This is a genomic window from Kitasatospora putterlickiae, from assembly GCF_039527695.1.
In the GTDB taxonomy this organism is placed as follows: domain Bacteria; phylum Actinomycetota; class Actinomycetes; order Streptomycetales; family Streptomycetaceae; genus Kitasatospora; species Kitasatospora putterlickiae.
In genome coordinates, this window is sequence record NZ_BAAAKJ010000129.1 from 1 (window position 1) to 11721 (window position 11721).

General features: G+C 72.8%; 11 protein-coding genes and 1 pseudogene. 8 read left to right on the forward strand and 4 right to left on the reverse strand.

Annotated elements, in window-relative coordinates; translation table 11 throughout:
- On the forward strand, positions 1-783 hold a 783-nt coding region (locus tag ABD308_RS13520; RefSeq protein WP_344333071.1), incomplete at its 5' end, for a polysaccharide deacetylase family protein.
- Here ABD308_RS13520 and ABD308_RS13525 read toward each other — a convergent pair.
- Together ABD308_RS13525 and ABD308_RS13530 are read right to left on the reverse strand one after the other, a co-directional pair.
- Entirely contained in the window at positions 759-1967 is a 1209-nt protein-coding gene (locus ABD308_RS13525) for a THUMP-like domain-containing protein (protein ID WP_344333073.1), read from the reverse strand. The genes ABD308_RS13520 and ABD308_RS13525 overlap by 25 nt on opposite strands.
- 27 nt (positions 1968-1994) lie before the next feature.
- The gene (locus ABD308_RS13530; protein ID WP_344333074.1) at positions 1995-2309 is read right to left on the reverse strand and encodes a hypothetical protein; all 315 of its coding nucleotides are present in this window, start codon (positions 2307-2309) and stop codon (positions 1995-1997) included.
- 260 nt (positions 2310-2569) lie between these two features.
- Here ABD308_RS13530 and groES point away from each other — a divergent pair, with 260 nt between their 5' ends.
- From groES to ABD308_RS13545, 3 genes are all read left to right on the forward strand, one after another.
- The gene (gene groES / locus ABD308_RS13535; RefSeq protein WP_014136232.1) at positions 2570-2875 is read left to right on the forward strand and encodes a co-chaperone GroES; all 306 of its coding nucleotides are present in this window, start codon (positions 2570-2572) and stop codon (positions 2873-2875) included.
- Positions 2876-2991: 116 nt separating this feature from the next.
- Positions 2992-4620: a chaperonin GroEL gene (gene groL, locus ABD308_RS13540; protein WP_344333080.1), complete on the forward strand. Its 1629-nt coding sequence runs from the start codon at positions 2992-2994 to the stop codon at positions 4618-4620.
- Positions 4621-4751: 131 nt separating this feature from the next.
- Complete coding sequence (locus ABD308_RS13545; protein ID WP_344333084.1) at positions 4752-5756, forward strand: LysR family transcriptional regulator; 1005 nt, start codon at positions 4752-4754, stop codon at positions 5754-5756.
- A gap of 85 nt (positions 5757-5841) precedes the next feature.
- Here the strand turns inward: ABD308_RS13545 and ABD308_RS13550 are convergent, their stop codons facing one another.
- A complete protein-coding gene (locus tag ABD308_RS13550) occupies positions 5842-6168 on the reverse strand; it encodes a WhiB family transcriptional regulator (RefSeq protein WP_344333088.1) in 327 nt (108 codons plus the stop codon).
- A gap of 569 nt (positions 6169-6737) precedes the next feature.
- Here ABD308_RS13550 and ABD308_RS13555 point away from each other — a divergent pair.
- The 4 genes from ABD308_RS13555 (at position 6738) to ABD308_RS13570 (ending at position 11393) form a co-directional block, all read left to right on the forward strand.
- Entirely contained in the window at positions 6738-7349 is a 612-nt protein-coding gene (locus tag ABD308_RS13555; protein WP_014136228.1) for a response regulator transcription factor, read from the forward strand.
- Between the two features lie 317 nt (positions 7350-7666).
- Positions 7667-8335, forward strand: a complete 669-nt coding sequence (shbA, locus tag ABD308_RS13560) for an RNA polymerase sigma factor ShbA (RefSeq protein WP_344333093.1) — start codon at positions 7667-7669, stop codon at positions 8333-8335.
- Positions 8336-8580: 245 nt separating this feature from the next.
- Positions 8581-10086, forward strand: a complete 1506-nt coding sequence (gene guaB / locus ABD308_RS13565) for an IMP dehydrogenase (protein WP_344333095.1) — start codon at positions 8581-8583, stop codon at positions 10084-10086.
- 179 nt (positions 10087-10265) lie between these two features.
- Entirely contained in the window at positions 10266-11393 is a 1128-nt protein-coding gene (locus ABD308_RS13570) for a GuaB3 family IMP dehydrogenase-related protein (protein ID WP_344333097.1), read from the forward strand.
- 75 nt (positions 11394-11468) lie between these two features.
- Here ABD308_RS13570 and ABD308_RS13575 read toward each other — a convergent pair.
- A pseudogene (locus ABD308_RS13575) lies at positions 11469-11721 on the reverse strand (hypothetical protein); the annotation flags it as partial.

The following is an 11721-nucleotide window of genomic DNA, read 5'->3' on the forward strand; positions in this document are numbered from 1 at the left end:
CCGGCCGGGTCCGCCGCCCCGCGGCCGTCGGCGACCACCGCGCCGCCGCCGAGCGCGCCTCCCGCCCCCGCCGCCGGGGACGCCGCCGCCTGGGCGAAGTGGAACCTCACCCCGCTGCCGCCCGCGCCCCCCGCGCCCGCCGACAAGCCGGTGAAGCTCCAGAGGACCGGGCCGGTCCCGGTGTTCAGCGAGGTGAAGACCACCGACAAGGTCGTCTTCCTCACCATCGACGACGGCGCCGAGAAGGACCCGCGGTTCGTCGAGATGCTGACCGACCTCAAGGTGCCGGTCTCGATGTTCCTGACCCGCGACATCGTCAAGGACGACTACGGCTACTTCAAGCGGCTGCAGGCGCTCGGCAACCACGTCCACAACCACACGACGGACCACGCCCAGCTGAGCAGGGTGGCGCCGGAGAGGCAGCGGTCCGAGGTCTGCGACGCCCAGGCCGCGCTCACCCGGGAGTACGGCACCGCGCCGCTGCTGTTCCGCCCGCCGTACGGCGACGGCGCCAACACGCCGGCGCTCAACTCCGCCGTCCAGCAGTGCGGGCCGAAGGCGATCGTGCTCTGGCGCGAGTCGATGCAGATCCACGACATGCAGTACCAGGCGGCGGACAAGCGGCTGCGGCCCGGCGACATCGTGCTCGCCCACTTCCGGGGGCCCAAGGACCTCAAGGGCGAGACGATGACCCAGATGTTCGGCGAGCTGCTGGCCAGGATCCAGGAGCAGGGCTTCGCGGTGGCCCGGCTGGAGGACTACATCGAGACGCCGGCCGCCTGAACGGCCGCGGCCGGGCCGGTCACCGGGTGGCCGAGCATCATCAGCGGGCCGTGGTCGGTGCGGCTGAGGATCACCGTGACGGCGTTCGGGCCGGTGGGCTTCAGCTGGCGGCGCAGCTCCTCCGGGGTGATCGCCATCCCGCGCTTCTTGATCACCACGGTGCCGACGCCCCGCTCGCGCAGCAGCGCCTTGAGCCTCTTGATGTGGAACGGCAGCACGTCGGTCAGCTCGAAGCCGTGCGCGTAGGGGGTGTCGACCAGCTCGTCCGAGGTGACGTAGGCGATCTTCGGGTCGATCAGCCGCCCGTTCACCCGCCCGGCGACCTCGGCGACCAGGTGGGCGCGGATCACCGCGCCGTCCGGCTCGTACAGGTACCGGCCGACCGGGCCGGCCGGCGGGTCGGGCAGATCGCCGCCGGTGAGGCTGGCCCGCTGCGGCAGCAGGGTGGCGCGGTGCGGGTGCCCGGCCCGGGTGCCGAACCAGAGCACCGCCTCCTTGACGTCCCCGTGGTCGGAGACCCACTCGGCCTCGGCGTCCTCCGGCACCGCCTCGTGCGGGATGCCGGGGGCCACCTTGAGCGCGCCGACCGGGGTGCGCCGGCCGGCCTCGATCGCCCAGGACAGCGGCGGCGCGTACGCCTCGGGGTCGAAGACCCGGCCGCGCGAGGTGCGCCGGGCCGGGTCGGTGAAGACCGCGTCGAAGCCGGTGACGTCGACGTCGGCGACGTCCGCGCAGCGCACCTCGACCAGGTCGGCCAGGCCGAGGGCGGCCGCGTTGGCGGCGGTGGCGGCGCAGGCGGCCGGGTCCTTGTCGACGGCGAGCACCTCGACGCCGGCCCGGGCCAGTGCCAGCACGTCGCCGCCGATCCCGCAGCAGAGGTCGGCCAGCCGTTTCACCCCGAGGTCCGCGAAGCGCCGCGCCCGCCACTCGGCGACCTCGCGCCGGGTGGACTGCTCGACGCCGTTGGGCGTGAAGTACATCAGGTCGGCGTCGGCGCCGAACTTGGCCCGGGCCCGCTGCCGCAGCCGCGCCTGCCCGAGGGCGGCCGACACCAGGCCGGCGGGGTGCTCCTTGCGCAGCCGGGTGGCCAGCGCCAGCTCCTCCCCGGGCGCGAAGTCGCGCAGTTCGGCGAGCAGGGCCTGGCCCCGGTCGGTCAGCAGGGGCCGCAGGTCGTCGTTCTCCACGGGGTCATTCTCGCCGGTCGGGGGCGGTCAGTTCGTCAGCAGGAACCACCAGGGCGCGGTGAACGGGGAGAGCGCGGCGGCGGCCGGCACCAGCCGCCAGCCGGTCCGCCAGGTGCTCCGGGCGAGCAGGACGGCCGGCGTGAGCGCGAGGCCGAGGCCGAAGCCGACCGCGAGGAGCACCGGGAGGAGTCCGCCGGAGCCGCTCACCGCCGTGCCCGTCGCCAGGGCGAGGGCGCCGAAGAGCAGCACGGCGGTGACGCCGCCCATCAGCGGGAGGGCGGCGAGCGCGAGCAGCAGGTCGGCGCGCCGGGACGGGCCGGGGCGCGCGGGGGGCGAGGTCATGCGAACAGTCTCGCGGTGGCGGGTGGGAGCCGTACACGGGTGCGATCACCGGGGGCGGCCGGGGTCCGTCCCGCGCGGCCGATCCGCGCGTCGTTGGCACTCTGGTTGACTGAGTGCTAACCGCGGCCTATGGTCGTCCTAGCACTCCCCACCGGGGGAGTGCTAACGCGACAGCGTGTGTCTGACCCCCGCGACGGCAGACGCGCGAGTTCGCCCCTACCCGTTAGAAAACCCCGTAATCTCCGAAGGGGAGCTCGGACGTGACCACCAGCAGCAAGGTTGCCATCAAGCCGCTCGAGGACCGCATCGTGGTCCAGCCGCTCGACGCCGAGACCACCACGGCCTCCGGCCTGGTTATCCCGGACACCGCCAAGGAGAAGCCCCAGGAGGGCGTCGTCCTGGCCGTCGGCCCGGGCCGCTTCGAGGACGGCCAGCGTCTGCCGCTCGACGTCGCCGTGGGTGACATCGTCCTGTACTCGAAGTACGGCGGCACCGAGGTGAAGTACCAGGGCGAGGAGTACCTGGTGCTCTCCGCCCGCGACGTTCTCGCCATCATCGAGAAGTAAGGCGTCCAGCCACGCCCCGGATCCGTGTCCCTAGTGACAGGGGGCCGGGGCGTGGCTGTTGGTTCACGTAGTCGAGCGGCCGCCGCGTCGGCCGCACCCCCGAAGGAATAGGGAACATGGCGAAGATCCTGCAGTTCGACGAGGACGCCCGCCGCTCGCTGGAGCGCGGTGTCAACAAGCTGGCCGACACCGTCAAGGTGACCATCGGCCCCAAGGGCCGCAACGTCGTCATCGACAAGAAGTTCGGCGCCCCGACCATCACCAACGACGGTGTCACCATCGCCCGTGAGGTCGAGCTCGACGACCCGTACGAGAACCTTGGCGCGCAGCTCGTCAAGGAGGTCGCCACCAAGACCAACGACGTCGCGGGCGACGGCACCACCACCGCCACCGTGCTGGCCCAGGCCCTGGTCAACGAGGGTCTGCGCAACGTCGCCGCCGGTGCCGGCCCGGCCGCCCTGAAGAAGGGCATCGACAAGGCCGTCGCCGCCGTCTCCGAGCACCTGCTGTCGATCGCCCGCGAGATCGAGGGCAAGGACGACGTCGCCGCCGTCGCCACGCTGTCCGCCCAGGACGCCCAGGTCGGCGAGCTGATCGCCGAGGCGATCGACAAGGTCGGCAAGGACGGTGTCATCACCGTCGAGGAGTCGAACACCTTCGGCGTGGAGCTGGACTTCACCGAGGGCATGCAGTTCGACAAGGGCTACCTGTCGCCGTACTTCGTCACCGACGCCGAGCGTCAGGAGGCGGTCCTTGAGGACCCGTACATCCTGATCAACCAGGGCAAGATCTCCTCCATCCAGGAGCTGCTGCCGCTGCTGGAGAAGATCCTGCAGGGCGGCTCGTCCCGCCCGCTGCTGATCATCGCCGAGGACGTCGACGGCGAGGCGCTGTCCACCCTCGTGGTGAACAAGATCCGCGGCACCTTCAACGCGGTGGCCGTCAAGGCCCCGGGCTTCGGCGACCGCCGCAAGGCGATCCTCGGCGACCTGGCCGTGCTGACCGGCGGCACCGTGATCTCCGAGGAGGTCGGCCTCAAGCTCGACCAGGCCGGTCTGGACGTGCTGGGCTCGGCCCGCCGCGTGACCGTCACCAAGGACGACACGATCGTCGTCGACGGTGCCGGCGAGTCCGAGGCCGTGGCCGGCCGCGTCGCCCAGATCAAGGGCGAGATCGCCAACACCGACTCGGACTGGGACCGCGAGAAGCTGCAGGAGCGCCTGGCCAAGCTGGCCGGCGGCGTCTGCGTCATCCGCGTCGGTGCCGCCACCGAGGTGGAGCTCAAGGAGCGCAAGCACCGCCTGGAGGACGCCATCTCGGCGACCCGTGCCGCGGTCGAGGAGGGCATCGTCGCCGGTGGTGGCGCCTCCCTGGTCCACGCCGCCAAGGTGCTGGACGACGGCCTGGGCCTGTCCGGCGACGAGGCCACCGGTGTCGCGGTCGTCCGCAAGGCGCTGCACGAGCCGCTGCGCTGGATCGCCCAGAACGCCGGCCTGGAGGGCTACGTCATCACCTCCAAGGTCGCCGAGCTGGAGGCGGGCCAGGGCTACAACGCCGCCACCGGCGAGTACGGCGACCTGGTCAAGGCCGGCGTCATCGACCCGGTCAAGGTCACCCGCTCCGCCCTGGAGAACGCCGCCTCGATCGCCTCCCTGCTGCTCACCACCGAGACCCTCGTGGTGGAGAAGAAGGAGGAGGAGGCCGACAACGGTCACTCGCACGGCGGTCACGGCCACTCGCACTGAGGCCGTAACGACTGAACGCAGGCCCGGTCCGCGCCCCGCGAGGGGAGGCGGGCCGGGCCTGCGGCGTGTTCCAGGATTCAACTATCAGTTGAATTTTGCGTGTTGCAAAGAATCCCTTATATCTTGGTCTCATGATCGAGGCCCGCCACCTGCGCGTCCTGCGTGCCGTCGCCCGCACCGGCTCCTTCTCCGCGGCCGCCCGCGAGCTGGGCTGCACCCAGCCCGCCATCAGCCAGCAGATGAAGGCGCTGGAGAAGTCCGTGGACACCCCGCTGGTGGTCCGCTCGGGCCGCGGGATGCAGCTGAGCGAGGCCGGTCGGGTCCTGCTCAAGCATGCCACCGGGATCCTCGCCGGGCTCTCCGCCGCCGAGGAGGAGATCGCGGCGATCGCCGGGCTGCGGGCCGGGCGGGTGCGGCTGGTGTCCTTCCCGACCGCCAGCTCGACCCTGGTGCCGCCGGCGGTCGCCCGGCTGCGGGACAGCCATCCGGGTGTGCGCGTGTCGCTGGTCGAGGCGGAACCGCCGGAGTCGCTGGCGATGCTGCGTGGCGGCGAGTGCGAGGTGGCGCTCGCCTTCCGCTACCCGCAGGCCCCCGGATCCGCCTCCGCACCGGCGCCGGCGCCCGCGCACGGCACGCCCCGGGAGGCGCGCGCCGAGGCCAATCTGGAGGCCCAGCAGCTGAGCGCGGGGGTCGACTGGTCCGATCTGGTGGTCACCCCGCTGCTGGACGACCCGCTGGTGGGGCTGCTGCCCTCGGGGCACCGGCTGGCCGGGCGCGGCGGGCCGGTGGAGCTGGCCGAGCTGGCGGGGGAGCAGTGGATCGCCGGCTGCCCGCAGTGCCGGGGGCACCTGGTGGAGCTGTGCGCGGGCGCCGGCTTCGAGCCGCGGATCGACTTCGCGACCGACGACTACCCGGCGGTGGTGGGACTGGTCGCCGCTGGGCTCGGAGTGGCGGTGCTGCCCGGGCTGGCGCTGGAGTCGGTGCGTCCCGACGGGGTGGCGCCGGTGGCGGTGCACGCCGCCTCGGGGGCGCCGGCGGTGCGGCAGGTGGTCGCGCTGACCCTGCCGGACCTCGCCGAGGTGCCGGCGGTGGCGCTGATGCTGGAGCGGCTGGCGGGGGCGGCCGGCGGGCGCTGACCCGTCGGCGCGCCGGGCTTGCGGCGGCCGGGCACGCCGCTCCCCGAGAAGAAACGTTTCTTCCCGGTAGGGCGAAATCGGGGTCCTACGGCTGGGCCGCGCTCGGCGCGGCGAGCGGCACCTCCACCAGGCGGTTGCGCGAACGGCCCATCATCTCCTCGCGCTCGTCCTCGGTCAGGCCTCCCCAGACGCCGTACGGCTCGCGGACGGCCAGCGCGTGCGCGGCGCACTCGGTGCGCACCGGGCAGCGCATGCAGACCTCCTTGGCGCTCGCCTCGCGCGAGCTGCGGGCCGCGCCGCGCTCGCCCTCGGGGTGGAAGAAGAGCGAGCTGTCCACGCCGCGGCAGGCCGCGGAGAGCTGCCAGTCCCAGAGGTCCGCGTTGGGGCCGGGGAGTCGGGAGAAATCTGCCATGGCTCATTCCCTTCAGAGGTCGTCGACCGCGGGCCGCGCCGGCGGGTTGCGTCGGCGGCGGCACGGCGGGGCGTCCGGCGCGGTGTGGACACCTGGAAATATGACTTACGGCAACTCCATGGACAAGTCACCCACAGAGTGGCACAACAGTCAATGACCATACAAAAGCTCGAAAACCGGGCAAAGTGGGCATGACCGACGGGTCGGCGACCGCCGGGCGCGGATGTGGCAATCGGGTGGCCGACGGGCGCACGCGGACCCGCGCGGGTGTGCGGGTCGTACGCCGACCGCGCGCGAGCTGCGCAAAAGTGCGGCGTGTGCACCGCGATGCGGCTGATCGGTAACGGGTCGGCCACGTACAGTGGTGGAGATGGCCCCGAAGGCCGTAACTCATTCGAGTGATGGTCGTTGGAAGTGCGGAGGCGGTTAGCGGACGCCGGACGTCGGGAACGATCGCGGGGAATCTCAGGCGATCAGCACGGAGTCTGACGCCGATCGGCCGTGTCGGAGAGGTTCGTACCAGCCAGGAGGCTCAACGTGACGCGGATCAGCTGCGGAGGACGACGGTCATGACTTCCGTTCTCGTTTGCGACGATTCCCCGCTCGCCCGCGAGGCGCTTCGCCGCGCGGTCGCGACCGTACCCGGTGTCGACCGGGTCACCACCGCGACGAACGGGGAGGAGGTCCTCCGCCGCTGGGTGGCCGACCGCTCCGATCTCGTCCTGATGGACGTCCGGATGCCCGGCCTCGGCGGGGTGGAGACGGTCCGGCGGCTGCTGTCCGCCGACCCGGGCGCCCGGATCATCATGCTCACCGTCGCCGAGGACCTCGACGGCGTCGCCCTCGCGGTCGCCGCGGGCGCCCGGGGGTACCTGCACAAGGACGCCTCGCGCGCCGAACTGCGGGCCACCGTCACCCAGGCGCTCGCCGACCCGACCTGGCGGCTCGCCCCCCGCCGGCTGCGCAGCCCCGACATGGGCGCGGCGCCGACCTTGACGGCGCGTGAGATCCAGGTGCTCGAAGGCATGAGCCACGGCCGCAGCAACGCCGAGATCGGCCGCGAGCTGTTCCTCTCCGAGGACACCGTCAAGACCCATGCCCGACGCCTGTTCAAGAAGCTCGGCGCCTCGGACCGCGCGCACGCGGTGGCGCTGGGCTTCCGCTGGGGCCTGGTCCGCTGACCGAAGCCGGCGCCGCCGGTTCCGGCACGCTCCGCACGATTGTTCGCGCGGGGGCGTGTGACGTTACGGTCCCGAGGTTGCACCATGGAGGAGTGGAGCACCTCGGGGACCAGCGGACAGGAACTGCGGCGAACCACGCAGCCGCAGGAGACTCGGCGGACGGCGCCGCGGACGGGACCACCCCTGGCGGTGGGGTGGGAGGCGGGACGGTGCAGGAGTGGCCGGTGGTGCGGACCGGGGCGGCACCGCATAACGTTCCGGTGCACAACTCCGGACGCGGTGCCGCGTTTTCCCGCGCGACCAGGCACCATGGACCGATGCGTGACGACGTGACCGGGTCTCCCGGTGAGGCGGACCCGGTGGAGGCCGAGCCCTCCGCGCCCGGGCCCGGCCCGGCGTACGCGGACCCGGCCGACGGGCCCGGCGCGCTCGCCGCACTGGTCGCGGCCGCCGTCCGGGGCGAGGGGCCGGCGATCGACGCGCTGCTCGCCCACGTCCACCCGCTGGCCCTGCGGTACTGCCGGGGCCGGCTGGTCCGGCTGCCCGGCGGCGCCCGGCACCACGTGGACGACATCGCGCAGGAGGTCTGCGTCGCGGTGCTCTGCGCGCTGCCCCGGTACAAGGACCAGGGGCGCCCCTTCGAGGCCTTCGTCTACGGGATCGCCGCGCACAAGATCGCCGATCTGCAGCGGGCCGCGATGCGCGGGCCCGGCTCGACGGTGGTCCCGCAGGACGACCTGCCGGAGGTCCCGGACGACGCGCTCGGCCCGGAGGAGCGGGCGCTGCTCAGCAGCGACGCGGCCTGGGCGAAGGAACTGCTCTCCAACCTGCCGGCCCGGCAGCGCGAGCTGGTGCTGCTGCGGGTGGCCGCCGGGCTCTCGGCGGAGGAGACCGGCGAGGTGCTCGGGATGTCGCCGGGGGCCGTGCGGGTCGCCCAGCACCGCGCGCTGAGCCGGCTGCGGGCGCTCGCCGAGGAGTCGTCCTAGCGGCGGAATGGCCCACGGCCGGGCGTTGTTGTCAAGGGCACACGAGAGCGCGTTCGCGGTGCCAGTACCATGGGGTATCGGCGCCTGGGCGGGTCGCCAAAGTTTCGACGGTGTGCACGGGTTTTCCCCTGGAGGATCCTCCAACGGCCACCGGGCTTTCGGCGGTCCGAGCGAGTGAGCTGATGACAGCGCCCCCACCCTCAGGGCGCGAGCTGATCGAGCCGGCCACGGAAGGTACCCCCGAAATGTCTTACAACGCCGCAGGCGTACCCGAGAAGTTCGCGATGCTCGGACTCACGTACGACGACGTCCTGCTGCTGCCGGGGGCGTCCGAGGTGCTGCCGAACGAGGTCGACACCTCCTCGCGGGTCTCGCGCAACGTGCGCGTCAACATCCCGCTGCTCTCCGCGGCGATGGACAAGGTCACCGAGTCCCGGATGGCGATCGCGATGGCCCGTCAGGGCGGCGTCGGCGTCCTGCACCGCAACCTGTCGGTCGAGGACCAGGCCAACCAGGTCGACCTGGTGAAGCGCTCCGAGTCCGGCATGGTCACCGACCCGATCACGGTCGGCCCGGAGACCATCCTCGCCGAGGCCGACGCGCTCTGCGCCAAGTTCCGGATCTCCGGCGTGCCGATCGCCGACGAGAGCGGCAAGCTGCTCGGCATCGTCACCAACCGCGACATGGCCTTCGAGACGGACCGCACCCGCCAGGTCCGCGAGATCATGACCCCGATGCCGCTGATCACCGGCAAGGTCGGCATCTCCGGTGTCGACGCCATGGCGCTGCTCCGCCGTCACAAGATCGAGAAGCTGCCTCTGGTCGACGACGACGGCCGGATCAAGGGCCTCATCACGGTCAAGGACTTCGTCAAGGCCGAGCAGTACCCGAACGCCGCCAAGGACGCCGAGGGCCGGCTGCTGGTCGGTGCCGCCGTCGGCGCCAGCGCCGAGGCCTTCGACCGCGCCCAGGCCCTGGTCGAGGCGGGCGTGGACTTCCTGGTCGTCGACACCTCGCACGGCCACAGCCACAACGCGCTGGCCTGGATCGAGAAGATCAAGTCGGCCGTCGCGGTCGACGTGGTCGGCGGCAACGTCGCCACCCGCGACGGCGCCCAGGCGCTGATCGACGCCGGCGTGGACGGCGTCAAGGTCGGTGTCGGCCCGGGCTCCATCTGCACCACCCGCGTGGTCGCCGGCATCGGCGTCCCGCAGGTCACCGCGATCTACGAGGCCGCCGTGGCCTGCCAGGCGGCCGGCGTGCCGGTCATCGGCGACGGCGGCCTGCAGTACTCCGGCGACATCGGCAAGGCGCTCGCCGCCGGCGCCGACACCGTGATGCTCGGCTCGCTGCTGGCCGGCTGCGAGGAGTCCCCGGGCGAGCTGATGTTCATCAACGGCAAGCAGTTCAAGTCCTACCGCGGCATGGGCTCGCTGGGCGCCATGCAGTCCCGCGGCCAGGGCCGCTCCTACTCCAAGGACCGCTACTTCCAGGCCGAGGTCGCCTCGGACGACAAGCTCGTCCCCGAGGGCATCGAGGGCCAGGTGCCCTACCGCGGCCCGCTCTCCGCGGTGCTGCACCAGCTGGTCGGCGGCCTGCGCCAGACCATGGGCTACGTCGGCGCGGCCACCGTCGCCGAGATGGAGAGCAAGGGCCGGTTCGTCCGGATCACCTCGGCGGGCCTCAAGGAGAGCCACCCGCACGACATCCAGATGACCGTCGAGGCGCCGAACTACAGCGCCCGCGGCTGATCCCGGATCCCCGCCGCAGGGCCCGCCACCGAGGGGTGGCGGGCCCTGCGGGCTGTCGGGGCGGCGCCGGCGGGGGGCCGGGGGCGGGCGGCGCCGTGCGACGGCGGGCGGGTGCGGGATACTGGGGGGCGGCCGGGGTGACCCGGCGGGCATGAGCAACACCACCAGAAGGGCTCGAAGTGACTGAGATCGAGATCGGGCGAGGCAAGCGCGGCCGTCGGGCGTACTCCTTCGACGACATCGCCGTCGTCCCCAGCCGCCGTACGCGTGACCCGAAGGAGGTCTCGATCGCCTGGCAGATCGACGCCTACCGCTTCGAGCTGCCGTTCCTGGCCGCGCCCATGGACAGCGTGGTCTCACCGCGGCAGGCCATCACCATCGGCCGCCTCGGCGGCCTGGGCGTGCTGAACCTGGAAGGCCTCTGGACCCGCTACGAGGACCCGCAGCCGCTGCTCGACGAGATCGCCTCGATCACCGACGAGTCCGCCGCGACCCGCCGCCTGCAGCAGGTCTACGCCGAGCCGATCAAGGCCGAGCTGATCAAGCAGCGGATCCAGGAGGTCCGCGACTCCGGCGTGGTCACCGCCGCCGCGCTCTCGCCGCAGCGCACCGCCGAGTTCTCCAAGGCCGTCGTGGACGCCGGGGTCGACGTCTTCGTCATCCGCGGCACCACGGTCTCCGCCGAGCACGTCTCCGGCGCGGCCGAGCCGCTCAACCTCAAGCAGTTCATCTACGAGCTGGACGTCCCGGTCATCGTCGGCGGCTGCGCCACCTACACCGCCGCGCTGCACCTCATGCGCACCGGCGCGGCCGGCGTGCTGGTCGGCTTCGGCGGCGGCGCCGCGCACACCACCCGCAACGTGCTCGGCATCCAGGTGCCGATGGCCACCGCCGTCGCCGACGTGGCCGCCGCCCGCCGCGACTACATGGACGAGTCCGGCGGCCGCTACGTGCACGTCATCGCGGACGGCGGCGTCGGCTACAGCGGCGACATCCCGAAGGCGGTCGCCTGCGGCGCCGACGCGGTGATGATCGGTGCCGCGCTCGCCCGGGCCACCGACGCGCCCGGCAAGGGCTACCACTGGGGCATGGAGGCCGTGCACGAGGAGCTGCCGCGCGGCAAGCGGGTCGACCTCGGCACCGTCGGCACCACCGAGGAGATCCTCGCGGGCCCGTCGCACACCCCGGACGGCACCATGAACCTGTTCGGCGCGCTGCGCCGGGCGATGGCGACCACCGGGTACACCGAGCTCAAGGAGTTCCAGCGGGTCGAGGTGACCGTCAACCCGGCGCTCAACCACCGCTGAGCCGCTTCCACCGCTCCGCCCGGGGCCCTTGTCCGCAGCGCGCGGCGGGGGCCCCGCGCCGTGCGGGGCGGCCGGCTACTGGCGGGTGGCGGCGCGGCGGGTGAGCAGGAAGCCGCCGATCACGGCGATGCCGTAGAAGACCAGGTCCAGCGGGCGGCGGGCGTCGCGCCAGAGCGGGAGGGCGTCGTGCAGCAGCTCGCCGTAGCCGGTGCCGGCCAGCGCGTGCAGCCGGCGGGTCTGCCCCAGTAACTGGCCGAGGAACAGCGCGCCGGACGCCAGCAGGGCGCCCAGCGGCGGCAGCAGCCGGCCCGGACCGCCGAGCCGGCCC

What these genes read in the sequence shown, in the direction of transcription:
- ABD308_RS13530 (WP_344333074.1), bottom strand. Translation starts at nt 2,309, where the DNA reads ATGACCTCGCCCCCCGCGCGCCCCGGCCCGTCCCGGCGCGCCGACCTG.
- groL (WP_344333080.1), top strand. Translation starts at nt 2,992, where the DNA reads ATGGCGAAGATCCTGCAGTTCGACGAGGACGCCCGCCGCTCGCTGGAG.
- ABD308_RS13545 (WP_344333084.1), top strand. Translation starts at nt 4,752, where the DNA reads ATGATCGAGGCCCGCCACCTGCGCGTCCTGCGTGCCGTCGCCCGCACC.
- ABD308_RS13550 (WP_344333088.1), bottom strand. Translation starts at nt 6,168, where the DNA reads ATGGCAGATTTCTCCCGACTCCCCGGCCCCAACGCGGACCTCTGGGAC.
- ABD308_RS13555 (WP_014136228.1), top strand. Translation starts at nt 6,738, where the DNA reads ATGACTTCCGTTCTCGTTTGCGACGATTCCCCGCTCGCCCGCGAGGCG.
- shbA (WP_344333093.1), top strand. Translation starts at nt 7,667, where the DNA reads ATGCGTGACGACGTGACCGGGTCTCCCGGTGAGGCGGACCCGGTGGAG.
- guaB (WP_344333095.1), top strand. Translation starts at nt 8,581, where the DNA reads ATGTCTTACAACGCCGCAGGCGTACCCGAGAAGTTCGCGATGCTCGGA.